The 24,258-nt window shown below is 29.4% G+C and carries 26 protein-coding genes and 2 tRNA genes; 12 read left to right on the top strand and 16 right to left on the bottom strand.

All coding sequences use genetic code 11. The features are described 5' to 3' along the window. Position 1: 1 nt before the first annotated feature. The 6 genes from tkt to L8W56_RS01155 are packed head-to-tail and all read left to right on the top strand — an operon-like array spanning position 2 to position 5,710. Positions 2-1,906, top strand: coding sequence for a transketolase (tkt, locus tag L8W56_RS01180; RefSeq protein WP_263659158.1), 1,905 nt, complete (start codon positions 2-4; stop codon positions 1,904-1,906). A 1-nt stretch (position 1,907) separates the two neighbouring features. Beyond that, on the top strand, positions 1,908-3,008 hold the full coding sequence (locus tag L8W56_RS01175) for an MlaE family lipid ABC transporter permease subunit (RefSeq protein WP_412175535.1): 1,101 nt from the start codon (positions 1,908-1,910) through the stop codon (positions 3,006-3,008). Then, entirely contained in the window at positions 3,005-3,727 is a 723-nt protein-coding gene (locus L8W56_RS01170; protein ID WP_263659156.1) for an ABC transporter ATP-binding protein, read from the top strand. The genes L8W56_RS01175 and L8W56_RS01170 overlap by 4 nt, the downstream gene beginning before the upstream one ends. Next, positions 3,727-4,554: an MlaD family protein gene (locus tag L8W56_RS01165; RefSeq protein ID WP_263659155.1), complete on the top strand. Its 828-nt coding sequence runs from the start codon at positions 3,727-3,729 to the stop codon at positions 4,552-4,554. The genes L8W56_RS01170 and L8W56_RS01165 overlap by 1 nt, the downstream gene beginning before the upstream one ends. A 1-nt stretch (position 4,555) precedes the next feature. Further along, on the top strand, positions 4,556-5,146 hold the full coding sequence (locus L8W56_RS01160; RefSeq protein ID WP_263659154.1) for a hypothetical protein: 591 nt from the start codon (positions 4,556-4,558) through the stop codon (positions 5,144-5,146). A 42-nt stretch (positions 5,147-5,188) separates the two neighbouring features. Continuing rightward, positions 5,189-5,710 (top strand): flagellar FLiS export co-chaperone, encoded by a 522-nt coding sequence (locus L8W56_RS01155; RefSeq protein WP_133319168.1) that lies wholly within the window; start codon positions 5,189-5,191, stop codon positions 5,708-5,710. A gap of 28 nt (positions 5,711-5,738) precedes the next feature. Here L8W56_RS01155 and L8W56_RS01150 read toward each other — a convergent pair whose 3' ends face one another. Next, positions 5,739-6,278 carry a superoxide dismutase family protein gene (locus tag L8W56_RS01150; protein ID WP_133319169.1) on the bottom strand — a complete coding sequence of 180 codons (540 nt, stop codon included), beginning with the start codon at positions 6,276-6,278 and terminating at the stop codon, positions 5,739-5,741. A 109-nt stretch (positions 6,279-6,387) separates the two neighbouring features. On the opposite strand from L8W56_RS01150, the gene L8W56_RS01145 reads away from it, so the two are divergent. Both L8W56_RS01145 and L8W56_RS01140 read left to right on the top strand, forming a co-directional pair. Beyond that, a complete protein-coding gene (locus L8W56_RS01145; RefSeq protein ID WP_220567031.1) occupies positions 6,388-7,269 on the top strand; it encodes a helix-turn-helix domain-containing protein in 882 nt (293 codons plus the stop codon). A gap of 66 nt (positions 7,270-7,335) precedes the next feature. Then, on the top strand, positions 7,336-8,172 hold the full coding sequence (locus L8W56_RS01140; protein ID WP_263659153.1) for an ATP-binding protein: 837 nt from the start codon (positions 7,336-7,338) through the stop codon (positions 8,170-8,172). Positions 8,173-8,192: 20 nt separating this feature from the next. Here L8W56_RS01140 and L8W56_RS01135 read toward each other — a convergent pair whose 3' ends face one another. From L8W56_RS01135 to L8W56_RS01110, 6 genes are all read right to left on the bottom strand, one after another. Beyond that, positions 8,193-8,447 carry a zf-TFIIB domain-containing protein gene (locus L8W56_RS01135; protein WP_133319172.1) on the bottom strand — a complete coding sequence of 85 codons (255 nt, stop codon included), beginning with the start codon at positions 8,445-8,447 and terminating at the stop codon, positions 8,193-8,195. Between the two features lie 49 nt (positions 8,448-8,496). Next, positions 8,497-9,186, bottom strand: a complete 690-nt coding sequence (gene ung / locus L8W56_RS01130; RefSeq protein WP_220567033.1) for a uracil-DNA glycosylase — start codon at positions 9,184-9,186, stop codon at positions 8,497-8,499. A gap of 8 nt (positions 9,187-9,194) precedes the next feature. Continuing rightward, positions 9,195-10,502 carry a sensor histidine kinase gene (locus tag L8W56_RS01125; protein ID WP_263659151.1) on the bottom strand — a complete coding sequence of 436 codons (1,308 nt, stop codon included), beginning with the start codon at positions 10,500-10,502 and terminating at the stop codon, positions 9,195-9,197. Next, positions 10,492-11,178, bottom strand: coding sequence for a response regulator transcription factor (locus L8W56_RS01120; protein ID WP_263659150.1), 687 nt, complete (start codon positions 11,176-11,178; stop codon positions 10,492-10,494). Before L8W56_RS01120 ends, L8W56_RS01125 begins: the two co-directional genes overlap by 11 nt. Position 11,179: 1 nt before the next feature. Then, on the bottom strand, positions 11,180-11,605 hold the full coding sequence (locus tag L8W56_RS01115; protein WP_133319176.1) for a DUF1104 domain-containing protein: 426 nt from the start codon (positions 11,603-11,605) through the stop codon (positions 11,180-11,182). 62 nt (positions 11,606-11,667) lie between these two features. Then, positions 11,668-12,420 carry an SIMPL domain-containing protein gene (locus L8W56_RS01110; RefSeq protein ID WP_263659149.1) on the bottom strand — a complete coding sequence of 251 codons (753 nt, stop codon included), beginning with the start codon at positions 12,418-12,420 and terminating at the stop codon, positions 11,668-11,670. 88 nt (positions 12,421-12,508) lie between these two features. Between L8W56_RS01110 and mutY the strand changes: the two genes are divergently transcribed. Together mutY and L8W56_RS01100 are read left to right on the top strand one after the other, a co-directional pair. After that, a complete protein-coding gene (mutY, locus tag L8W56_RS01105; RefSeq protein WP_263659148.1) occupies positions 12,509-13,537 on the top strand; it encodes an A/G-specific adenine glycosylase in 1,029 nt (342 codons plus the stop codon). Continuing rightward, positions 13,527-14,378, top strand: coding sequence for a radical SAM/SPASM domain-containing protein (locus L8W56_RS01100; protein ID WP_263659147.1), 852 nt, complete (start codon positions 13,527-13,529; stop codon positions 14,376-14,378). The genes mutY and L8W56_RS01100 overlap by 11 nt, the downstream gene beginning before the upstream one ends. Here L8W56_RS01100 and L8W56_RS01095 read toward each other — a convergent pair. Genes L8W56_RS01095 through L8W56_RS01080 form a run of 4 tightly spaced genes read right to left on the bottom strand, consistent with a single transcriptional unit; the run spans position 14,368 to position 17,892 of the window. After that, positions 14,368-15,045, bottom strand: coding sequence for a class I SAM-dependent methyltransferase (locus L8W56_RS01095; protein WP_263659146.1), 678 nt, complete (start codon positions 15,043-15,045; stop codon positions 14,368-14,370). The genes L8W56_RS01100 and L8W56_RS01095 overlap by 11 nt on opposite strands. Before the next feature lies 1 nt (position 15,046). Then, positions 15,047-15,922, bottom strand: a complete 876-nt coding sequence (locus L8W56_RS01090; protein ID WP_243705634.1) for a CsgG/HfaB family protein — start codon at positions 15,920-15,922, stop codon at positions 15,047-15,049. Further along, on the bottom strand, positions 15,916-16,536 hold the full coding sequence (lpoB, locus tag L8W56_RS01085; protein ID WP_263659145.1) for a penicillin-binding protein activator LpoB: 621 nt from the start codon (positions 16,534-16,536) through the stop codon (positions 15,916-15,918). Before lpoB ends, L8W56_RS01090 begins: the two co-directional genes overlap by 7 nt. A 9-nt stretch (positions 16,537-16,545) precedes the next feature. Further along, complete coding sequence (locus L8W56_RS01080) at positions 16,546-17,892, bottom strand: hypothetical protein (protein WP_263659144.1); 1,347 nt, start codon at positions 17,890-17,892, stop codon at positions 16,546-16,548. A gap of 53 nt (positions 17,893-17,945) precedes the next feature. On the opposite strand from L8W56_RS01080, the gene L8W56_RS01075 reads away from it, so the two are divergent. Continuing rightward, positions 17,946-18,033: transfer RNA gene (locus L8W56_RS01075), tRNA-Ser, on the top strand. Here L8W56_RS01075 and L8W56_RS01070 read toward each other — a convergent pair. Next, entirely contained in the window at positions 18,034-18,684 is a 651-nt protein-coding gene (locus L8W56_RS01070) for a putative metalloprotease CJM1_0395 family protein (RefSeq protein ID WP_263659143.1), read from the bottom strand. 126 nt (positions 18,685-18,810) lie between these two features. On the opposite strand from L8W56_RS01070, the gene L8W56_RS01065 reads away from it, so the two are divergent. Then, a tRNA-Met gene (locus L8W56_RS01065) sits at positions 18,811-18,887 on the top strand. A 236-nt stretch (positions 18,888-19,123) separates the two neighbouring features. Here L8W56_RS01065 and L8W56_RS01060 read toward each other — a convergent pair. The 4 genes from L8W56_RS01060 to L8W56_RS01045 all read right to left on the bottom strand — a co-directional run bounded on the left by L8W56_RS01060 (position 19,124) and on the right by L8W56_RS01045 (position 23,964). Beyond that, on the bottom strand, positions 19,124-19,765 hold the full coding sequence (locus L8W56_RS01060; RefSeq protein ID WP_133319183.1) for a potassium channel family protein: 642 nt from the start codon (positions 19,763-19,765) through the stop codon (positions 19,124-19,126). Then, positions 19,762-21,105: a TrkH family potassium uptake protein gene (locus L8W56_RS01055; RefSeq protein ID WP_133319184.1), complete on the bottom strand. Its 1,344-nt coding sequence runs from the start codon at positions 21,103-21,105 to the stop codon at positions 19,762-19,764. Before L8W56_RS01055 ends, L8W56_RS01060 begins: the two co-directional genes overlap by 4 nt. Positions 21,106-21,198: 93 nt before the next feature. Next, positions 21,199-22,533 carry an anaerobic C4-dicarboxylate transporter gene (locus L8W56_RS01050; protein WP_133319185.1) on the bottom strand — a complete coding sequence of 445 codons (1,335 nt, stop codon included), beginning with the start codon at positions 22,531-22,533 and terminating at the stop codon, positions 21,199-21,201. 18 nt (positions 22,534-22,551) lie between these two features. Then, on the bottom strand, positions 22,552-23,964 hold the full coding sequence (locus L8W56_RS01045; protein WP_263659141.1) for an aspartate ammonia-lyase: 1,413 nt from the start codon (positions 23,962-23,964) through the stop codon (positions 22,552-22,554). Positions 23,965-24,258: the final 294 nt, after the last annotated feature.

The raw sequence follows: 24,258 nt of genomic DNA, 5'->3' as shown, positions 1-24,258 counted from the left end.
AATGTTACAAAAACAAGCCAACACTATAAGATTTTTATGTGCGGATATGGTGCAAAAAGCAAATTCAGGCCACCCAGGTGCTCCAATGGGTTTAGCAGATATTATAAGTGTTTTAAGTACTCATTTAGTGCATAATCCAAAAGATCCTACATGGTTAAACCGCGATAGATTAGTCTTTTCAGGTGGTCATGCTAGTGCTTTGCTTTATAGCTTTTTACATTTGAGCGGTTATGATGTAAGTTTAGAAGATTTAAAAAATTTCCGTCAATTACACTCTAAAACCCCAGGTCATCCTGAAATTTTCACTCCAGGTGTTGAAATCGCCACAGGACCTTTAGGACAAGGCATTGCAAATGCGGTTGGTTTTGCTATGGCAGCTAAAAAAGCAAGTTTGCTTTTGGGTGAGGATATTATCAATCATAAAGTATATTGTTTATGCGGTGATGGAGATTTACAAGAAGGAATTTCTTATGAGGCTTGTTCTTTAGCAGGTGTGCATAATCTTGATAATTTAATCATCATTTATGATAGCAATAATATTTCAATTGAAGGTGATGTGGCCATTGCTTTTAATGAAAATGTAAAAGAGCGTTTTAGAGCGCAAAATTTTGAAGTACTTGAGATAGATGGGCATGATTTTGAGCAAATTGATTTAGCATTAAAAACTGCTAAAGAAAGCAAAAAGCCTTGTTTGATTATCGCTCACACTACTATAGCTAAAGGAGCTTTAGATCTTGAGGGAAGTCATCATTCTCACGGAGCACCTTTGGGCGAAGAGCTTATAAAAAAGGCAAAAGAGGCTTTAGGTTTTGATCCACAAAAAACTTTTGAAATCCCAGAAGAAGTTAAAATTCGCTTTAGCGGGGCAATAGAACTTGGGGATTTAGCACAAGCTAAATGGAATCAAAAAGTGCAAAATTTAAATGCAGAGAAGCAAGCATTGCTAAAAGAGCTTTTAGAGCCTGATTTTTCAAAAATACAATTTCCTGATTTTAAAGGACAAGATTTAGCTACTAGAGATAGCAATGGTGTGATTTTAAATGTTATCGCTAAAGCCTTACCGGGATTTTTAGGTGGTAGTGCAGATTTAGGTCCATCAAATAAAACTGAACTCAAAGATATGGGCGATTTTCCAAATGGAAAAAATATCCACTATGGTATAAGAGAGCATGCAATGGCTGCTATATCAAATGCTTTTGCAAGATATGGTTTGTTTTTGCCTTATTGTGCTACCTTTTTTATATTTAGTGAGTATTTAAAACCTGCTGCAAGAATAGCAGCTTTGATGAGGGCTAAACACTTTTTCATCTTTACTCACGATAGTATAGGTGTAGGTGAAGATGGCCCAACACACCAACCTATAGAGCAGCTTAGCACTTTTAGAGCTATGCCAAATTCATTGACATTTAGAGTAGCTGATGGGGTTGAAAATGTAAAAGCATGGCAGATTGCACTTAAAACTAATATGCCAAGTGTTTTTGTTTTATCGCGTCAAAAGTTAAGTGCTTTAAGCGAGCCTGTTTTTGGAGATGTTGAAAATGGGGCTTATTTGTTAGAAGAAAACGCAAATGCACAATTTACACTTTTAGCAAGTGGTAGTGAAGTGTCATTATGTGTAAAAACAGCTAAGATTTTAAAAGAAAAAGGTGTGATTGCTAATGTGGTTTCTATGCCTTGTTATGAGTTATTCATTGCTCAAGAAAAATCTTATAAAGAAAGAATTTTACAAGGTAAGGTTGTAGGCGTGGAAGCTGCAAATTCAAACGAGCTTTATAGAATTTGTGATGAGCTTTATGGTATAGAAAGTTTTGGTGAGAGTGGTAAAGATAAAGATGTATTTGAGCATTTTGGATTTAGTGAGGAGAAATTAAGCTCATATATTTTAAGTCTATGTAATGAAAAATAAAATAATCAAAGATGTTAAAAATCAAGAATGCATTTTTAGCGTCTTTGGTATATGGGATAAAACAAGTGTAGGAAAATTGGAAAAATTAGATTTTCCTACTCAAAAAAATATTATTTTTGATTTTGCAAATTTAGATTTTATAGATACTGCTGGGATTAGGTATTTTCTAGCTTTAGAAAATGAATTTAAGCAAAAAGGTTTTGAGCTTAGTAGGATAAATCTTAAAAGCGGGCATGCTAAGCTTTTTGAACTTTGTCAAAAACACTACAAAAGCTTTTGTGATTCTTATGAAGATAAAAAAACAATCAAAGATTTTTTTGAAAATTTAGGAAAGAAAGTTGCAAATTCTTTTACAATTTTAGTGCAGTTTTTAAATTTCATAGGACTTATTATTTATACTTGTTTTAAAACACTTTTAAACCCTAAAAAACTTCGCTTTAAGGCATTTTTATATCATGTAGAAAATAGCGCTATTAATGCTTTACCTATTATTATGCTAACTTCATTGCTTGTGGGTGTGGTGCTTGCTTATCAAGCTGCGTATCAGCTTGCACAATTTGGAGCTAATATTTATATTGTTGATTTAATGGGAATTTCTGCCACTAGAGAGCTTGCACCATTAATTAGTGCTATTGTTATTGCAGGCAGGAGTGCAAGTTCTTATACAGCTCAAATTGGAGTAATGAAACTTACTGATGAAATTGATGCGATGAAAACTATGGGTTTTAAAGAAAGTGAATTTATCATTTTGCCTAGAGTTTTAGCTTTAGCACTTGCTATGCCTTTGGTAGTAATAGTAGCTGATATTTTAAGTATTATAGGTGGAATTGTAGTTGCTTGGTTTAGTTTAGAAATTAGTGCGAGTGAGTTTATGAGTCGTTTTAAAGAAGCAGTGGAGCTAAAACATATTATCATAGGACTTATAAAAGCACCTATTTTTGGATTTTTGATTGCTTCTATTGCTTGTTTTAGAGGATTTTTTGTACAAAAAACTACCGAAAGCATAGGTGTTTATACGACAAAAAGTGTGGTAAATGCTATTTTTTGGGTGATAGCTTTTGATGCGATTTTCTCTGTATTTTTGACAAAGGCTGGATTTTGATTATAAAGGCTAAAAATATCAGCACTTATTTTGGAAGTAAATGTGTACATGAAGATATTAGCTTTGAAGTGCAAGATAATGAAATTTTTGGCATTTTAGGTGGTAGTGGTAGTGGTAAATCTGTGCTTTTAAGACAAATGTTAATGCTTGAGCATTTTGATAAGGGAGAGTATGAAATTTTAGGTAAGAGATTACAAAATATAAGCGATGAAGATGCTTTGTTTTTGCAAAAACAATGGGGTGTTGTTTTTCAATATGGAGCATTATTTAGCTTTTTTAATATACTTGAAAACATTAGCATACCTTTGGTTGAATACACAAAACTTAGTAAAAACGACATTAAAGAAATAGCTATGATGAAGCTTAAGATGGTAGGGCTTGATGAGAGCGTGGCTAAGCTTTATCCAAGTGAGTTAAGTGGGGGTATGAAAAAAAGAGTGGCCATAGCTAGAGCTTTGGCGCTTGATTCTAAATTACTTTTTTTAGATGAGCCAACTTCAGGGCTTGATCCTTATAGCTCAAGAGAATTTGATGAGTTACTTTTGAGTTTAAAACAAAGCTTTAAATTATGTGTAGTCTTAATTACTCATGATAAAGAGAGTATGAAAAATGTTTTAAACCGCTTTTTGATTATAGAAGAAAAAAAAGTTGGTTTTTTGGGAAATGTCGAGGCTTTGCAAGAGCAAAATCCAAGACTTTATGAGAGGTTTATGCAATAATGGAAAACAAAGCAAATTATATTTTGATTGGAATTTTTGTTTGTGTGTTATTTTTTATCAGTTTGTTTTTTATAGTGTGGTATGGAAATTTAAAAGATGAAAAATCATTCAAATATTATGAAATTTATATGGAAGAATCAGTTGCAGGACTTAGTGTAAAAGCTCCAGTTAAATTTTTAGGAGTAGATGTTGGAAGTGTTGAAAACATCAGTATAGATAGCTCAAGTAAGCAACTAAGAGTAAAAATTTTAGTTAAGCTTGATTCTAGTTTGGCTGTTAAAACAGATACTTATGCAAGTTTGCAAATTCAAGGCATAACAGGATTTAAATTTATTCAGCTTGCAGGAGGTAGTGAGGAAGCTAGTGTTTTGAGAGCAGGTGATGATGTTTATCCTATTATAAAATCAAAAGAAAGTTTTTTTGCAAGCATAGATAAGCAAACTTCAAATTTATTAGAACTAATCACAAGTTCAAAAATAAAATTAGAAAAACTCTTAAGTGATAAAAATTTAAAAAATATAGAGCAAATTTTGCAAAATTCATCAGAATTTTCTGCACATTTAAATGCTAATGTACCAGTATTCTTAGCAAATTTAAATAAAACAAGCTCTAAACTTGGCAAAAGTGCAGATGAATTTTCAAATTTTTTAAACAATGCTAATGACCAACTTAATGAGCTTAATAAAAGTAGAATGCTTTTAAATGAAAATTTGGATATTTTAAGAGTTTTGTTTTTAGATTTTACGCAATTATTAAATATTTTAAAGCAAAATCCTTCAGATATAATTTATAAAGATAAGGCTACTCAATATGCTCCAGGAGAATAAAATGAGATATTTATATATTAGTTTAATAGCTATTTTTTTTAGCGCTTGCTCTTTGATTAATCCAAGTCAAACTTTACCTGCAAATAAATATTTTAGTATTAATTTAGAAAAGCTAGAGCAAAGTCAAAATAAAAAAAATGCAACTATTATAGTTTCCTTACCTAAAGGCTTAGCTTATACTAATGAAATTTTTTATAAAAAAGATTATACTATCAATACCTATGCCTATCATTTTTGGAAAGAAAATCCTGCTTTAATGATAAAATCTTTTTTGGAATTTCATTTGCAAGATTTGGGGGTATTTAAAGCAGTTTTAAATCAAGATAGTCTAGCTAGTGCTGATTATGTTTTAGAAAGTAAAGTGGATATTTTAGAGCAAGATTTTAATGATGAGATGCATTCTAAAATAAAGTTTGGTATTAATTTAAATTTAGTGCAAATAAACACTAAAAAACTTATAGCGAGTAAGTACTTTTACTATGAAAAAGAATTAAATGATAATAATCCTCAAATTTTAATCCAAAACTATGATGAGATTTTTTTGCTTTTTGCTAAAGATTTTAGAGTTTGGGTAGATCAAAATTTGGAATAAAAAATGCTTTTCTTGTTATAGCAATAACAAGGAAGGTGTATTATGAGAGATGAATTAGAAATCTTACAAAAACATTTAGGACAAGTAGGTTCAAGTATAGATGGTGCGAATTTAAAACATCAAACGCAAAAATTTAGTGAAGATATTACTGATGCTAATGACTTTATAGGTGCTTTGCAAATTTTAGATTCTTCATTGAAAAAAATTTCAAAACTTCTAGAAGATAAAAACTATGAAGATGTGCAAGATAAAGTTTTAATTGCTAGTGAAAGTTTGAAAATAGTAGATAATTGCTCATTTTTAGGTAATGCTTTATTTGATAATAATTATAATGTAAATGTTGGTTCAAAGGCATTTGCTTTTGAAATTTATAATCCTTTAAAAATTTTAGAAACTAGTGATTATGAAGGTATGAAAGCTTATATAGTCGATAAAAGAGAAGAAATAGCTTCTATGCTTAGTGAGCTTGCAGTGGCTATTGCTACTTATAGTCCTAGTCAAAGTTTTGGCGGATCAAGCCATGATTTTATGGGTGATTTTGATTTTACTAAGCTTTTTAAATAACACTAAAGGCTAAAAAGCCTTTAGATTTTTATTTTATAACACCACATGCCATTCTAGCACCGCCACCGCCAAGTGCTGCAGGATGATCGCTGTGATTATCTCCTCCAAAATGTATCATTAGAGCATGATTTTTAAGCTCATCAAGAGTTTTGATTTTTGGTGCTAATACAGGGTTAGTTGCTTTACCATCTTTTTCTACATAAAGTGGTGGTAAATCCCCTTTGTGACCTTTATCATCCCATGGGCTTGAGTGAGCATCTGTTTTTTCAGGATCCCAGTGTCCACCTGCTTTCATACCTAAACCTTTATCAGTTGCTCCACAATCAGCATTTGCATGAACATGAAAGCCATGAATTCCACTTTCTAAACCTTTAAGATTTGGATAAAATGCTACCCCATAAGGAGTTTGTACTGCTACAACTTCGCCTGCATCTTTATTAGCTTTTTTATCAAGAATTTCCATTTTGATAACTAAATGATCTTTTTGTGCTTTTGGATTAAAATTTTCTAAATTTGCTCCAAATAAAAAGCTTGATGCTAGTAAAGAACCTAGAATGATTTTTTTCATTTTTTCTCCTTTTTTAATTGAAATTAATTATATTGTAACATAAATTCTTAATAAAAAATATTTTTTATTGTATTATATAAATAATCAAAAAACTTATAAAAAGGTATATATGTTAATTTTTCCAAAAGATCTTGAAAAAATCAGTCAAAATGTTTTGAAAAATACTTTTTTTTCTTTATGTTGGTATCAAAAAGATTTTTCAAATGATAAAAATCAAGAAGTTGTATTTAAAGATTATGCTTTAGTATTTATTTTAAAAGGTTCTAAAAGTATTTATACTATGGATAATCAGTTTAATGTAAAAAAAGATGAGCTTGTGTTTTTTACAAAAAATTCTTTTTCCATTAGAGATTATTTAAATGATGAAAATATATATGAATCTATTATTTTGTGTTTTAAGGAAAGTATTTTAATAGAACTTATTTTTAAATATCAAGAATTAATTTGTAAATTAGATTCTCCAAAATATGCTAAAAGTTTATTTAGTTTAAAAACTAATCTGATAACTAAAGGTATTTTCGAGTCTTTCTTACCTTGTATAAATGAATTTAATGAGAAAAATAAATATCTGCTTAGATTAAAATTTGAAGAATTATTTTTGTCTTTATTATATAGTGAAGATAATGCAGAGTTTTTAGCTTTTTTAAAAGCCATTTTAAGTGGTTTTAAATTAGAGCTTTATAAGATGTTTGCATATTGTCAAAATGACTTTGAAAGCGTAGCTTCTATGGCCAAATTTAGTAAAATGGATATAGCAAGTTTTAGTCGTAATTTTAAACAAAGTTTTGGTATTACTCCTAAAGAATGGCTTGATAACAAGCGTTTTGAAAGAGCTAAATTTTTACTTGAATTTTCTACAAAAAATATCACTCAAATTTGTTATGAACTTGGATTTAATTCTCCTGCTTGGTTTATAGCAAGATATAAAAAAAGATATGGCATTACCCCAAAACAAGAACAAAAGTCAAAAAACTTATATTTTTTATCTTAAAAATGATAGATTTTATTTTGGTTTTTTATTAGAATTTGTTAATAAAATTTAAGAAAGGTAACAATTATGAAAAAAAGTATTTTAACTTTGGCCTTATTTGCATTTTGCAGCGCAAATGCTTTAGAGGTTCAAGAATTTAAAGGTTTTGCACATCCTGAAAGTGTATATGTAGATAAAAATGCAGTTTATGTATCTAATGTAGGAAAAGAGCTAACTCCGTTAAATAAAGATAATGATGGTTTTATTTCAAAATTAGATAAAGATGGAAAAATTTTGGAATTAGAATTTATAAAAGGTCTTAATGCTCCAAAAGGTATGTCTAAAATAGGTGATGTTTTATATGTGGTTGATATTGATATTTTATATGGCTTTGATATAAAAAATAAAAAAGAAATTTTCAAACTTCCTATAAAAAATGCGGTATTTTTAAATGATATTGCTGTGTTAAATAATGACACATTATTAGTTAGTGACACAGGTACAGGATACATCCACAAAGTATTTTTAAAGGATAAAAAATATGAAAACTTTATCCATTTAGATTCAAAATATGGTGGCCCAAATGGATTGTTAATAGATAAAAATACTTTATTTGTAGCAGGCTATGATCCAAGTGATAAAGCAGGTGGGAAAATCATTAGTATTGATTTAAATTCAAAGAAAATTCAAGAATTAAGCAAAAAAATAGAACAATTTGATGGCATTGTGTATGATAAAAATAAAAATCTTTTAGTGTCAAGTTGGGGTAAAAATCTTCAAGGATATATTTATACTCTAAAAGATAATAAAGAAATAAAACTTGATTTGGCTTCTATAAAAGGTCCTGCAGATATGTTTTTTGATGGTGAGTATTTATGGGTGCCAAAAATGGCAGAAAATGCTTTAATTAAAGTAAAAATATAAAAACTTTTAAGCCTTTGGGCTTAAAAGTCAAATAATTCCCCAAGCCAACTTTCTTTTTTCTTGTATTTATAGCCGTTATTATGATGGTAGTTTGCTTGTTGGTTATAATTTTGTTGTTGAGGTTGTTGCGTACTTTGAGAAGAATTTCTTTCTATGATTTTATCAAGCTCACCACGATCAAGCCAAACACCACGGCATTTTGGACAATAATCAATTTCAACTCCATTTCTTTCGCTCATCAATAAGTCAGTATTTACACAAACTGGACAAGTCATTGTATTCCTTTTTTTGAAAATTTTTGAAAGTATATAAGTTTTAAGTAAATTAAGGGTTTAAATTCCAATCAATAAGACTTTTACCAAGTTTTGATAAAATTTCATTACTTTTTGAAAAATGCTTGCAACCTAAAAAAGCATTTCTTGCTAAAGGCGAAGGATGTGCTGCTTCTAGGATAAAGTGTTTTTGAGGGTTGATTAAATTTTTTTTATTTTTAGCATAATTTCCCCAAAGTAAAAATATCAATCCTTCTTTTTCATTGCTAAGTTTTGATATAACCGCATCGGTAAATTTTTGCCAACCAAAATGTGCATGTGATGCAGGTTTATTTGCTTCTACACTTAAAATAGAATTTAAAAGTAAAATTCCTTGTTTAGCCCATTTACTTAAATCACCATGTTTTGCTATAGGGATGTTTAAATCATCTTGCAATTCTTTATAGATATTAAGTAAAGATGGGGGAATTTTAACACCCATTGGCACGCTAAAGCTCAAACCCATGGCTTGATGAGGGTTGTGGTAAGGATCTTGTCCTAAAAGTATGATTTTTAAATCTTGTAAAGGGGTTAGATTAAAAGCATTAAAGATTAAATTCGCGGGTGGATATATAGTTTTTCTTTCATTTAAAGCATTGATATAATGAGTTTTTATTTCTAAAAAATAAGGCTTTAAAAACTCTTCTTTTAAAAATTCCTTCCAAGCGTTATCTATTTTAATTTTTTCTAAGCAAATTTCCATTTTTATCCCTACCAAGAAAGTATAAATTCACTTCCTTTATCTTTTTTACTCAAAACTTTTATGTTGATATTGTTTTTATCGGCTATTTGTTTGACTAAATTTAAGCCTATGCCAAAACCACCTTGGTCTTGATTAAAGCGTTTGTAGCGTGTAAAAATTTGAGTAATTTCTTTAGCGCTCATACCTTGACCTTCATCTTTAATACTAAGTGTTTTTTCTTTTAAATAAATAAAGATTTTTTTATTAGTATTGGTGTATTTTATGGCATTGCTTAAAAGATTGTCAAGTAAAATTTGCATTTCTTCTTTATTTGCATAGAAATTTTGTTCTAAAAGCTCTTTTTCAATGATGAGATTTTTTTGAGAGATTAAAGTGTCAAAATATTCTAATCTTTGTTCTAAAAGCTCTTTTAAATTTATATCTTCTTTTGTATTTTCTTTTTGTAAGAAAAAATTTAAGGCTATGAGGTTTTGATAGATATGATTTAAATTTTTACTTGCTAGTTTGATATGATTTAGTTTTTTAGTGTTATTTGGATTTAAATTTGTATCATCAAATTTTTTAATACTAGCTAAAATCACGCTCAAAGGCGTGTTAATTTCATGTGTGGTATCTTTAATAAAATCATTGAGTGTTTTAAATTGTTCTTTGATATTTTTAAAAACAAGCAAGATGAGTATATAAGCAATTATAGCAAGTAGTAAAATACATATAAGTGTATAAAAAATAGTTTTTAATTTTAGTTTCCAAAGTTCATTAGCATAATCGTTAATATCTAAATTATTGTAATTATCTTTGCGGTATTGTTCTTTTTTAAAGCCAAGATCTTCTGTTTCTATAATGATATGGATATTTTTATGTCTCAAAAAATGAGAATGGTGTTTTGGCTTTCTTAAATTACTCGTATCTATATAAGTATTAAGATTTCTAATCCTTGAAAAATCTATGAATAATCTTTTGTTTTCGTTGTAAATAAAGTTGTTTTCTTTAAGCTGTGTTAATATTTTTAAAGCATCAAAAGTTAAATTACTAAAAATGATTTGATTGTTTGCAACAATAGCAAATTGAGTATTTATTTTTTTAGAAATATAAGAAAAATCATCTTTGTTTAATAAATTTTTATCGTGTCTTGCTTCAATGATATTTTGTAAAATATAATTATAGTGAGTGTATGAGTGTGTGATTTGATTTAATCGTATATAATTTGCTTCTTTTTGATAAAAAGTAATAAAAAAAATCGTTAAAAATACGCCACTTGTGATGATATAAAGGGCTAGGATTTTAAAAATGGTATTATTAAAGTTTTCACTTTTCATTTTCTAGCCTAATGGCATAGCCTATATTTCTTTGATTGATGATAAGGTCTTTACCAAGAATTTTTCTTAAATTTTTGATATACACCCTAAGGCTCATAATCACAGGCTCTTCATCTAAACTCCAAATTTCGTCAAAAATAGTTTCTATATTTACAAAATGAGGGCGTTTTTTTAAAAGTAAAGCTAGGAGTTCTTTTTCTTTATTAGTTAGGTTGATAATTTCTTCATTTTGATAAAGGGTTTTATTGATAGGATCAAAAGAAATATTTTTTGAAGAGCTAAGTAAGATTAAGTCTTCCTTTTGATGACTAAAATTTCTTTTAATGATATTTTTTACACGGATAATTAACTCATCAACATCAAAAGGCTTTTTAATATAATCATCACAACCTGATAAAAATCCTTGTTTTACATCATCAAGCATGGATAAAGAAGTTAAAAATATAGCAGGAGTGTTTTTAGCACTTTCTCTTAATTCCTTTAATACTTCAAAACCATTGCCTTTTGGAACTTTAATATCAAAAATCCAAAGATCAAAATTTTCTTCATAAGCTTTTTCTAGTGCCTCTTGTGCATCATATACACAAGAGACTTTAAAACCTTCATCGCTTAAGGCTTCATTGATGATTTCATTTAAGCTTAAATCATCTTCTAAGAGTAGAATTTTTGCTGCCATTTTATCTCATTGAGCAATTTCCATGATTTGCACCATGCCCTTGATGATTCATTTTATGGGTTTTGTGTTCATTTTTGTTATAATGATGTAAATTTAAATCTCGTATTTCTTTGCCACTCATTTCATCGGTTAGTTTTTGCATATCTTCTTGAACGATAGCCTTTCTTTGACTTCTTTCTTGAGGAGAAAGTTTAGAGATGTTTTCGCGTAAGTTACTTTTAAATTGTTGATGAAAAACTTTTGCGTCTTTGTATTTCATCTCATTCATTCTCTTTTTCATTTCTATAATTAAGTCAGCTTGATCTTGTGCTTTTACGCTTTTTGCAAGATTTAAAATTTCATCATTGCTTTTTTTGGAAAAATCAGCACTAAATGCTAAAGAGGCTGCTAAAGAACCCATAATAAATAAACCTATAATTTTTTTCATTTTTTCTCCTTTAAATTAATGATGAGAAATTATAAAAACCCAAGATAAAGCCAAAATAAAATTTATTGACAAACAAAAAGCACATTAGCTTTTAAGCTTTGCTTTTCATTTTTAATAACAGGAAGCACTACACTATCTGCACTAGCTGCTAAACTTGGAGAATTGTATTTGATATTACAACTATCAAAATGAACATTTTTTACTATGCAAGTTTTTATTAAAGTTTTAGAATAATATTGAGCTTTTTCAAAAGCTTTTTTAAACGCAAGATCGTATAAATCTTCTTTGTTTGCTTCTAAGGTTGCTTCGTCAAATCCTGCTTGCAAGGCTTTAGTATTAAAAGAAATTAAAGTATTAGTATTGCTGATATTTTCTATATCTTTTATAAGATTTTCATAGTCTTTATTTTTATTTTGTGGGATTTGACAAGTGAAATTAGAATACAATCTATACCCATTAAGTGTTTTTACTCCTTGATAATAATTATAACTTGGCTCTAAAGTATAACTTCCACCTTTACAATAGTCTTCTTTGGCAATACGATCTGAAATTTCTTTGAAAGTTTTAGCAATATGATTTTTTTCATCACTAGAGATGATAGTTTTTTTACTAAGTTCTTCGCTCGCACTAAAATTTAAAACAGCATTAAAAACATTTGGCATGATTTCATTTGATACTTCTATATTTCTTGAAAATTCTACATTTTGTTTATTATGATTTTTTAAACCTAAAAATTCAGTATTAAAAACTACTCCTAGTACAAACAATACCAAACAAAGTAATCCTAATCCTAAACCTTTTAAAAAACTTTTCATTTTTACTCCTTTTTAAAAATATTTTTTAATTTTAACATAAAGCTTTTAAGAATAGATTGTATAATTTTTAAAAACAAAGAAAGTTTTAATGCAAAAAATTCATGAAAGTATTTTAAAATGGTATAACGAGAATGGTAGAAAAAACCTTCCTTGGCGTATTTTGCATAAAGAATATAGAAAATATGGTAGCGAGGATGATTTAAAAAAGCTAAAAAATATTGATAATGCTTATGCTGTTTATATTAGCGAGATTATGTTACAACAAACTCAAGTAAATAGTGTTTTGCAAAATTATTATTTTCAGTTTTTAGCTAAATTTCCTTCTTTAAAAGCACTTTCTATGGCAAGCGAAGATGAGGTTTTAAAAGCTTGGCAAGGACTTGGGTATTATACTAGAGCTAGGAATATACATAAATGTGCAAAAATTTGTGTGCAAGAATTTAATGCAAAATTACCATTTGATATTAAAGAGCTTCAAAAACTTCCTGGTATTGGAGAATATACAGCTGGTGCTATAGCTTGTTTTGGTTTTTTACAAGCTAAAGCTTTTGTGGATGCAAATATTAAAAGAGTTTTGAGTAGATTTTATAGTTTGCAAAATCCAAACTCTAAACTTTTAACGCAAAAAGCAAAAGAGTTTTTAAACTATGATAATGCATTTGATCATAATCAAGCTTTGTTGGATATAGGGGCTTTGATTTGTTTACCTAAAAATGCAAAATGCAAGCTTTGCCCCATAGAGAGTTTTTGTAGTGGAAAAAATGAATATGAAAAATTTCATGTATCTAAAAAAACTCAATATGAAAATATTATTTTAAATATACTCATAGTGCAAAAAAATGAGCAGTTTTTGCTTATCAAAAGTAAAGAAAAGCTATATTTTAATATGTATAATTTTTTAGAATACAATAAAGAAAAAAATGCAAAATTTATAGGTGAATTTAAACACTCTTACACCAAATATAAAATTAATGCCAAGGTGTATTTTTTAAAAGATGATGATTTTGAAGATTTAAAAGCTAAAGCTTTTGCTTATAAAGAATTAGAGTATATCACGCTTTCAAAACTTGCTTTAAAAGCATTTGAGCTTTTTAAAAAGAGTGATTATGTATTTTGAGAAAATTTATATAGAATTAAGTGATATTTGCGGTTTAAAATGTGATTTTTGTCCTAGTCAAAAAGCCCAAAGAAAACAAATGAGCCTTGAAGACTTTGAAAAAATTTGTAAAAGCGTACATAATCATGCCAAGTTTTTTACATTTCATGTGCTTGGAGATCCTTTAAGGATTTTAAATTTAAAAGAGTATTTAAAAATAGCTTTAAAATTTAATATGCAAATAGAGCTTACTACGAGTGGGTTTTATTTTGATGAAGAAAAAATCAATCTTGCTTTAAGTTTTAAAAATATACACCAAATTAATATCTCTTTGGGTGCTTTTTTATCTCAAAGTAAAATGAGCTTAAAAGAATACTTTGAGCCTGTTTTAAAACTTATTTTTTTGCACTTGGAAAATAAAAACAATTCTTTTATCAACTTAAGACTTTGGAATTTAGATAAAAATTTTAATCCACCTTTAGAAAATGAAAAAATTTATGATTTTTTAGAACAAATTTTTAAAATAAAAATTCAAAATCAAAAAGTTAAAAATCGCCTAGAAAGGCATGTTATATTACACCAAGCTAGGCTTTTTAAATGGCCTTCTTTGAAAGATGAGGTTATTAGGGAGAATGGGTGTTGTCATGCTTTAAATGGACAAATTGCTATTTTAAGCGATGGAACTTTAGTGCCTTGTTGTTTGGATACTAAAGGGGATATAAAACTTGGAAATTGTTTTGAAAAAGATTTTAGCGAGCTTTTAAATTCGTCTTTATATATAGAATTAAAAGAAGGCTTCAAGCAAGGAATTTTAAAAGCGGATCTTTGCAAAAGATGTGAGTTTTTGCAATTTAAAAACTGATTTTCCTTGCTCGGACAATTATAATTTCAGGAAATTCTTCATCTAAAAAAGGTTCTTCAAAAAATCCATCTATGATAAAACCATTTTTAAAACAAGTGTTGAAAATTTCTTCTAAAGAACGGTGGTAGTAGTGATGTTTTACAGGTTGTTTTTCAAATGCATACCCAAGATAATTATGCGGACTAAGATATTTTTTAGTTAATGTTACAAAACAAGGATGTTGAGTAGCAAAAACAAAAATTCCATTTTCTTTTAGTAGAAAATAAAGACTTTTAAATAAGGGCTGGATATTTTCCATATCCATGATAGCCATATTTGAAACAGCTTTGCTAAATGTGTGTTTTTTAGCTAAATTTTGCAAAGTTAATTCATCGCTAGCGTCTATGGTTTGAAAATGAATTTTGTGTAAAAAATTTTTCCATCTTTGTTTTGCTAATTTTATCATTTGATCACTATAATCAAAAGCATAAATATTTATGTTGTATTTTTTGCACATATAAGCGGAAAAATTTCCATTTCCACAAGCAATATCTAAAATATAATCATCATCTTGTATGTTTAGCAATTCTTCAACTTTAGGACGCACAACTTTTTTATGAAATTCATTAGAATCATCTCCCATTTGTACATCCCAAAATTTTGCATTAATATCCCATGCTTTTTGCATTTTAAAAACCTAAATTAACTCCACCTTCATTGTTGATTTGATAGTTTGCATCCAAACCATGTTCTATTTCTTCTTCTTTGTCATTGTCTTTAGAATGTTTAAAAATATCTTCGGTAATTTTTGTAGCTATACCTCTAAGGGCTTTTTGTTTGCTTGATTTGCTTGTAGAACTCATTTTAAATTCTAGGGTATTGGAAGCTTTGATTTGAGTTGTAGCAAATTCTATCAAACGATAATCAATGTTAATATTATAAGTTTGAGTGTTAATTTCATTTTGTGTTTGTGTTATTTTAGGATTTAAAATAAGTAAAAAATCAGCCCCTAAAACATTATAAAGCTTAACAAGTTCATCATCGCTTGCATTTTTTATAAGTAAAGATTTTTCTTGATTATAAAGATCAAGATTTGCTCTATCTAAAATTCTAAATTTTTTACTTTGGAGCAAAACGCTTAAAAGCTCTTGTTCAAATTTAGCCGAAAGTTCATCTTTAACTTTATTGATGATAATTAGCGAACTTTTATCTTCAAGATTTTTTTCACTATAAAGTTTTTTGTAAATTACAACTTTTGCATGGAATTCATTTTGATTTGTTTGAGTTAAAGATTTAATATCATAGCTATTAAAAACTCCATTGCTAACTAAGTCTATTTCTTCATCATAACCTATATTGAAATTTCCATTAAAGCTAAATTCGAATTTTTTAAGCTTAACTTGTTTTAAACCCTCCATTTTCCCAAGAGCTTCATTGATGGCATTTTTTATTGCTTCACTTCTTGTATTTCCAAAACCCTCACCATAACTTTCTTTGTTTAAAGCACTTTGTGCTTGACAAAAATAAACAAGAGCGAAAAAAAGAATTAGTAGTTTTTTTACCATGTTACACTCTTGCTTTTACCTGTTTTATCAATAGTTTTTTCATCTTCCCAAAAAGCTAAACCGCTAGTTAAATCTGTAAGAATTAAATGGAAAAAATATTCAGTTTGGATTTTGCCATTATAAAGTTTAATGGTATCTTGTCTGATTTTACCAGAAAGTGAGAAATTTGGGGCCAAAAGTGTGCCTTTTTTAGCTATGGAATTTTGATTAAATTCTTCATTGTCTCTTAAATCTCTTACATCATGAGATAAACTATCTTTTGCTCCACCTGCTGCTACAGCGGTTGTTAATATAAATTTACCAGATTTTCTTAATGCTATGGTAATTTTCGAAGTGAGTTTATCTGTGTCTATTCTTTGCGGGGTGTCATTGATGATTTTTCCTATGGCAATAACTTTTCTATTAGAGCTATTTAAATTTGCAAAAGCAGGATCACTAAGCAAGCTTTGTATCATACCTTCAGCAGTTTTTTCAAAATCTTCTCTATCAAGTCCTAAAGTAAGTGCGTTTCCTTGAACTTTTTGCGAAGCTTTACCATCAGTATATTTTGGTTGTGAAGAACAAGCGCTGAAAATCAAAAGCGCAAAAACCATAAAAAATAAACTTTTTTTCATTTTATCTCCTTATTTTTCTTTAATTTTGTAAATAATATTTGAATTTGGCACAAAAGATCTTATAAGCACAATATAATTTTTATCTTTTTCCAGCTCATCTTCAAAGATTATTTTTTCTTTATCATTATAAATTTTAACTAAACCTTCATTTTTTAGCATTAAAATACTAGCACTTTTTGGTAAAGCTTGCCACATTCTAAGATCTGCTTTATTGATTAAAGCAGTGCTAACAGTGCTAATAAATGATAAAAAGCCACTAGAATCATTATTAGCTATGGCTAAATTAATTGAAGTTTTAAGAGCGCTTGAGGCTAGGGTTTTCATCACCATAGAGGGTAAAAGAGTTTTAAATTCACTTGCTATAATATCATCAAAATAAATTAGATTTTGTGTTTTTTCATCTTGACTTTGCAAGAATTTATAAGAAGCATTTCTTGATTTTAAATAAGCAAAAGCTACACTAATATTTGCAAGATTATCATTAAAAACAAATGGCAGGGTAAGATCAAATTCTTCTTTTGTAGCACTAAAACCATCTTCATAAATGATAAAAATATATTTTTGTTGAGGGAAGGATGTTTTTAAATGAGTGAATTTTTCAAATACTTGAAATTGTTTTTGAAGTTGTTTGTTTTTTACATCGCTTAATGCTACTTCTTTTAAAAGATCATAAGCTTTAATATAATCTTTATCAAAAAAGAAAAATAAAGCACTAAGATAACTAGCATAGATATTAGTATAATTTTTATTTGCGTTAAATGTGCTAAGAAGATTGTCATATTGTTTATAGATAGGGTTTAAATTTTGCTTAAAACTCGCATATGTTTTTTTATCTTTTTGAAGCTCTTTTTGGTATTCTTCTTGAGCTTTTTGTATATAATCATAAAAATATTCTTTCATTCTATCTTGTCTGTATAAAGCTCTGTTAAACTCTACTCTTGCATTTTTAAAATCTCCCAAGCTCATATAATTTAAACCTTTGTAGGTATTTAGCATAATCCTTTCGTAAAAATAACCTTGATAATCATTGATGGTGTCATTAAGTAAAATTTCGCTAAAATTTCTTGTGGCTTTCTGAAGCCCGTTTTGTAAATCTACATCATATTTGTAAGCCTCTTCTGCTTTATCAAAAAAAGCATTACTTTTTTCATAATCTTTACAAACTCTTGCTAAAGAGGCTAAATTTAACCCTGTGTATATAGTGTCTTTGTCTGCATTTTTTAAAGTTAAAGTATTTTCATCACATTGTTTGTTTATAAAGGCTTTTTCATAAGATAAATTAACATTAGCATGATTTGAACAAGCACTTAAAAAAAGTAAAATAAAAAGATAAAAACAAGAGTAAAAAAGCTTCATAAAATCCCTTTTTTAGTATAAATTTAAAAAAATAAGTTATAATTTTCATTTTTAGAGAGGTGTCCGAGTGGTCGAAGGAGCACGCCTGGAACGCGTGTGTGGGGTAACTCACCGAGGGTTCGAATCCCTTCCTCTCTGCCACTATGCACTTTTATTATACTGACTTCCTATGTAATCTTGTGATGAATTTTGTGTGTATGATTTTATGGCTTTAGAATTTGGATTTGCTTTTTTATCGTCTTCGTCTTTATTTTTATCATTTTGAGTCGTTGATTCTTCTGCTTTTATTTTAGCTTGCTCGGTGCGCGCATCATTTTGCATTTGCATAGCATTAGCTGCTACTTTATAATCTTGAGGGCTAGGATCAGCTGGTGCCATAGCTGCAGCAATTACTTGCATAGCATTGGCTATAGTTTCTTCAGGAGTATTGCCTTTTTGCATTCTTATAGGCACTTCTCCTTCAACTGCATACATTTTATTATCAGGACCTCTTGTATAGCCAAAACTTGCAGCTCCTGCTAAGGCTCCACCTGCTGCTTGGTGGGCTGCTTCATGAGCCCTTACTTCTCTGTCGATTTTTTCAAGCTCTCGTACCTGTTTTACTTCTTCACTACTTAAGTCTTTACCATTAACTTTTTGAGTTTTTTCATCTTTTTCTTGATCGTTTTTATTTTCTTTTGTTTGCTGTGGGTTTTCTTTTTCAGAAATATTTTCTTTTGTTTGTTCTTTGTCTTTGTTTTGATAAGGATTTTGCGTATAAAAGGCACCGCCATAACTTGAGCTAATTTGCATTAAAATCCTTTTTAAATATAATTTCATATTTTTAGCACAAAAAAGTTAAAAAATATATAAAATTTATAAAATAAGTATTTTATAAAATGTTAAGCAAAATAAAGTATAATTTTAACTTCTTTTTATGTCAGGGTAGCTCAGCTGGCTAGAGCGCTGGTCTCATAAGCCGGAGGTCGGGAGTTCAAGTCTCCCCCTTGACACCACTTAAAATATCTTTTTAATGTTATATTTATTTTTTATATTTTCTAAATTAGCTTTCAAGAATACTTATAAGTATAGTTTTTGATTATATTTAATTCATTGTAATGTCCTTATTTTACAAGGACATTAAAAATTTAGTGACCTAGGATATGGATCGGGTCTGTGTAGCCGTACACTAGAGTTTCTTTTCTAGATTTATCATATTGATAGTGCAAAGTAAAAGTAGCATTTAAAATCTTCAATAATCATATTGATTAAGTTCTTCTTGAGTGCCAAGTAGCATTAATATATCGTTTAAATAAGCGGTATTTTCTAGATTTGGCATAATGCTCCAAGTATCATGTTGTTTGTGTGCAATGACTTTTAAATTTTGTCCAATAGATTGCAAAGTTTTCCCCGCTAAATTCTCATCGATTAAAAGTTTTGCTACCTTTATGGTGTTGGCTGAAAGATCTATGATTTCAAAATTTGGATTAGTGATAAGAATTTTAGCCAAACGCTTTGCAGATTCTTTTTCAGGATAGATGACTTTATTAACCCCAAGTTTTGAAAGAATTTGTCCATGTGTAGAAGAATTTGCTTTAGCTATGATATTTTTTACCCCTATTTCTTTTAAGGCCATGAAGGTAAGTATGCTTGATTCTAGATTTTCACCTATACTAAGTATGACAACATCAGCATTTGAATAGCCCGCTTCTTTCAAAGCTATGGTGTGAGTAGAATCTAAGATATAAGCAAAATCCGCATGATCTTGCAACTCTTTAACAGCTTCTTCATCAATATCTGAAACAATAACTCTTTTGCCTTGGTCAATAAGTTCTTTTGCTAAAACAGAGCCAAATCTTCCAAGTCCTATAATACCATAAGTTTCTTTTTTCATAGTATGATTTTTCCTTTTGGGTAATTTAAATATTTTTCTTTTTCTTTAAAAAATATACTAAATAAAAACGCAAGCACGCCCACTCTACCGCTAAGCATTAGTAAAATAACAATAAGTTTGCTTTCGGAGCTAAAAAGCGCACTAAGTGATAAGGTCCCACCATCGCCAACTGAAACACCTACTGTGGCAAATGCTGAACTTGTTTCAAAAAGCAAAGGTAAAAAACTTTTATCATCTTCAATCAAAGATAAAAGCAACACGCAGGTAATAATATAAACAATTGAACTTACTGCTATAATGAAAGCTTTATTAATAGTTTCGCTTGGAATTTCAAAGTTAAAAATTCTTGCATTACTATCTTTGATACTCCAATATGCATAAATTAATAGTACCGCAATAGTAGTTACTTTAATGCCCCCCGCAGTTCCACCTGGTGCACCACCTACAATCATAAACAAAGATCCAAAAAATAAGCTTGCATCCTTAAAGGTGCTAAGATCAAGAGTATTAAATCCTGCAGTTCGGTAATTTACCGCTGTAAAATATGCACTCATAATTTTATCAAAAAGAGAAAATTCTCCTATGCTTTTTGGGTTATGATATTCAAATAAAAACACAATCAAACTTGCAAAAATGATTAGTATAATAGTGGAAATTAAAACAAGCTTTGTATGCAGACTTAGACTAGCAAAGCGTTTTTTTGAAAAAAAGTATAATTCTAGCAATACAAAATAGCCCAAACCGCCAATAATAATCAAAGAGGTAATGATAAAGTTAATCCAAAAATCATCCCTATAAGGCATTAAGCCACTTTCAAATATGCTAAAACCTGCATTATTAAAAGCAGAAATGGAGTGAAAAATACTAGCCCATAGAGCATCAGTTAAATTCATATCTAATTTAAATCTTAAAAATAATAAAACAGCACCAACAATTTCAATAGCAAATACAAAAAATAAAACCTTTTTCAAAAATCCTACAAGCCCATCAGCACCAGGATAAATTAAGGATTCTCTTAAAAGATTTTTTTCCCCAAAACTCATCTTTTTCCGTACTAAAATATATAAAGCCATGGCTATACTCATATAACCTAAACCACCTATTTGGATAAGTAGTAAAATAACAAGCTGTCCATAAAAACTAAAATCTAATGAAGTATTTAGCACAATGAGTCCTGTCATACTTACAGCTGAAGCACTAGTAAAAAATGCATCTAAAAAAGATATTGGTTTAGTGTGCATAATGGGTAGCATAAGGATGAAAGTGCCAAAAAGAGCTATAAGTATATAACCTATAAATAAGATTCTTATATTATTTCTATCTAAAGATAATTTTGCCATTTTATTTCTTTAAAAATTAAAAAAATATTCTACTTAAAATTAGTTAATAAGTAAAAGAAGAAAACTTTCCGCTAAAAGCGGAAAGTAAGAGCATTAAAGCATTCCTACTGCTAAAAATCCTAATGAAACAGCAATAGCAATAGCCAATACACCCGGGATAAAGAATGCGTGATTAAATATAAATTTTCCAATTCTTGTTGTACCTGTATCATCCATTTGAACTGCACCTAATAAAGTAGGATAGGTTGGAAGTACAAAAAGTGCTGAAACAGCAGCAAAACAAGCAACTAGCATATAAGAATCTGCAGGATTTGTAGCTGAAATTCCTAATGCAGCAACGATAACTGGAACAATAGCTTTTGCAGTAGCTGCTTGAGAGTATAAAAGCATACTAGCAAAGAAGAAAGCAACTGCAAGCATAGCAGGAGTTTGTTTAACCCATTCACCCGCTACTTCTTTAATACCTGCTTCATGGCCTGCAACGAAAGTATTTCCAAGCCAAGCAACACCAAATACACATACACAAGCTGTCATACCTGATTTAAATACACTTGTATCTAAAATTTTTGCAGGTTCAACTTTACATAAGAATGTAATTAAAGTTGCAGCAGTTAATAAAAAGCTCATAATTGCAGCATCTCTTGGGATAACTACAGGATCAATCCATTTAATATTATTAGAAATTGCAGTAGCATAAAGAACAACTGCTAATACCGTAAATAAAAATATAGCAACTGAAAGTTTTGCACCCGGTTTATCTTCACTATGTAAAACATCTGAAGCGCTTTTTACAAGACCAGCTTTTAAGCGTTCTTGATATACAGGGTCTTTGCTAAGATCCATTGGAGTAATTAAACTTACAATAAAAGCTGTAATCATACAAGCAGCAAAAGTAGTTACAATCCAAATTCCAATTAATGCAGGATAGTTCCAGCCAAGTGGCTCTAGTACACCAGTCATATAAACAACAGCAGCACTAACTGGAGAAGCTGTAATACCAATTTGTGAAGCAACAACCATTAATGAAAGTGGAGCTGATGGCTTAATATTTTGAGATTTTGCAACATCAATAACAACAGGCATTAATGAAAATACTGCATTACCAGTACCTGCTAAAATAGTAAGTAACCAACCGCAAGCTGGTGCAAGATAATTAATGAATTTTGGGTGTTTACGCAAAATTCTTTCAGTAACTTTTACCATGTAGTCTAAGCCACCTGCTTGTTGCATTGCAGAAATCGCAGCAATAGCAGCAGCGATGATTAAAATAACATCCCAAGGAATATTACCTGGCTTCATGCCTAAAACAAGACCTAAAATAACAACACCCAAACCTCCGGCATAGCCTATTGCTATGCCACCAAGGCGGATACCTATGAATATTGCCCCAAGGAAGACAACAAGTTGTAAAATAATCATAATATCCATGATTAAACTCCTAAGTTATTAAGCTTTTCTTTTTTCTGTCATATGTGGATTTAACATATTTTCTGGTGTTAAAATCTCATCAATTTTTTCTTTTGGTAAATAGCCTCTTTCAAGACAAATATCACCTACTGCTTTTCCAGTTTCTAGAGCTTCTTTTGCAATACTTGCAGATTTTTCATAACCTAAAACAGGATTAAATGCAGTCACGATTCCGATTGAATTTAATACAAGTTTTTTGCAGTTTTCAGGGTTTGCTTTTAATCCTTTAATAGCTTTTTCAGCTAAAGTTTTCATTGCATTTTCAAGCAATATGATCGAGTTAAATAACCCATAAGCAATGCCTGGCTCAAAAGCATTAAGTTCAAATTCACCTCTTTCAGAGCAAAGCATAATAGTAACATCATTACCTATAACTTCATAGCAAGCTTCGCCAACTGCTTCACAAATTACAGGGTTTACTTTACCTGGCATAATAGAACTACCCGGTTGCATAGCAGGCAAACTAATTTCAGCTAGACCGCATCTTGGACCTGAATTCATCAACCTTAAATCATTTGCGATTTTAGATAATCTTACAGCTGCAGTTTTTAATGCGCCACTTACATGTACAAAATCAGCTGTATCTTGAGTAGCTGCAATGAAATTTTCAGCAGGTTTAAAATCAACACCAGTGATTTCTTTTAATTTTTTTTCAACCACAAATTTATAATCAGGGTGGCAGTTAATTCCTGTTCCAATAGCTGTAGCACCTAAATTTAAATAGCTCATTGACTCACGAGCTGCTGTGATCTTTTCAATATCACTTTTAATATAGCTAGCAAAAGCATTGAAAGTGTTTCCTAAGGTTGTAGGAACCGCATCTTCAAGTTCTGTTCTACCCATTTTGATGATATCTTTGTATTCTTTAGCTTTAGCTTCTAATTCAGCTTTTAAACCTTCCATAGCTTTTAAAAGATCACTAAGTTTTGCATAGGTTGCTACTTTGATTGAGCTTGGATAGGTATCGTTTGTAGATTGACCTAAATTTGTATGATCATTTGGGTGAAGGTATTGATATTCTCCTTTTTTATGACCCATACTTTCAAGAGCAATATTTGTGATAACTTCGTTAGTGTTCATATTTGTGCTAGTACCAGCACCACCTTGGATCATATCCACAACAAATTGATCTAAAAATTCACCAGCAATCAATCTATCGCAAGCTTTAGCAATAGCATCAGCTTTATCTGCATCAAGAACTCCAACTTCTTTGTTAGCTAGAGCAGCTGCTTTTTTAACTTGAGCAAAAGCTTTTACAAAATAAGGATAATCTTGTAGTCTTCTACCACTCATATTGAAGTTTTCTAGTGCTCTAAAAGTTTGCACTCCATAATAAACTTCATCAGAAATTTCTAACTCACCAATAAAGTCGTGTTCTTTTCTTGTTCCCATGATGTACTCCTTGTGGGTTTTATTTAAGTTTCGTTTATGAACTTAATAGGTATTATATAACAATTTTTTATAAAAGTTTCATAAAATTTTCCAATTTTTTCTAATTTTAATAAAAATATATAAAATAATATAAAGTATTGATATTCATTTTCTAAATAGTGGATATTTTATGAATAATTTTATTTATAATGATATTAATTATATTTATTTTTTGTATATTTTTTTGAAGTATTTGTTGAAGTTATGATTGTAATGGGTATCATTTTTTAGATAATTTGATTATAAGCTATCATC

Origin of the sequence: Campylobacter sp. IFREMER_LSEM_CL1085 (assembly GCF_025772235.1) — a bacterium.
In the GTDB taxonomy this organism is placed as follows: Bacteria; Campylobacterota; Campylobacteria; order Campylobacterales; family Campylobacteraceae; genus Campylobacter_D; species Campylobacter_D lari_D.
Note: the sequence above shows the minus strand (reverse complement) of the source record. Positions and strands in the feature narration are given on the sequence as shown.